General features: G+C 61.0%; 1 protein-coding gene. It reads right to left on the minus strand.

The features are described 5' to 3' along the window. Positions 1–602, minus strand: a 602-nt coding sequence (locus tag AC0L2K_RS35015; RefSeq protein WP_473533663.1) for an aminomethyl transferase family protein, incomplete at both ends; no start/stop codon positions are given.

Here is a 602-nt window from a genome sequence, read left to right on the forward strand (position 1 = left end):
TCGTCGGTGATGTCGTGGCCGAAATGCCGGAAGGCCTTTTCGATGCGGCAGGAATCCAGCGTGTGCAGGCCGCAAAGTTTTAGGCCGACATCGGCGCCGGCCTCAGCGATCGCCTCGAACACGTGTGCGGCCTGATCGGTCGAGACATAAAGCTCCCAGCCGAGCTCGCCGACATAGGTGACGCGATGGGCGCGGGCCAGCCCCATGCCGATTTCAATCTCCTGAAACGTTCCGAACGGATTGGTTTCGTTGGAGAAATCGTTCGGGCTCAGCTTTTGAATGAGCTGCCTCGAATCCGGGCCCATCAGGCAGAGCACGGCTTCGGCCGCGGTGACATCGGTGATGACGACGAATTCATCGGCGAGATGCTTTTTCAGCCAGGCGAGATCACGCTGCAGCGTGGCGCCCGGTACGACGAGGAAAAAGGTGGTTTCAGACAGCCGCGAGACGGTGAGATCGCTCTCGATGCCACCGCGCTGGTTGAGCATCTGGGTGTAGACGATCTTGCCCGGCGCCACGTCCATATCGTTGGCGCAAAGCCTCTGCAGGAAGGCGCAGGCATCGCGGCCCTCGACACGGATCTTGCCGAACGAGGTCATGTC

Source organism: Mesorhizobium sp. WSM4817, assembly GCF_055811135.1.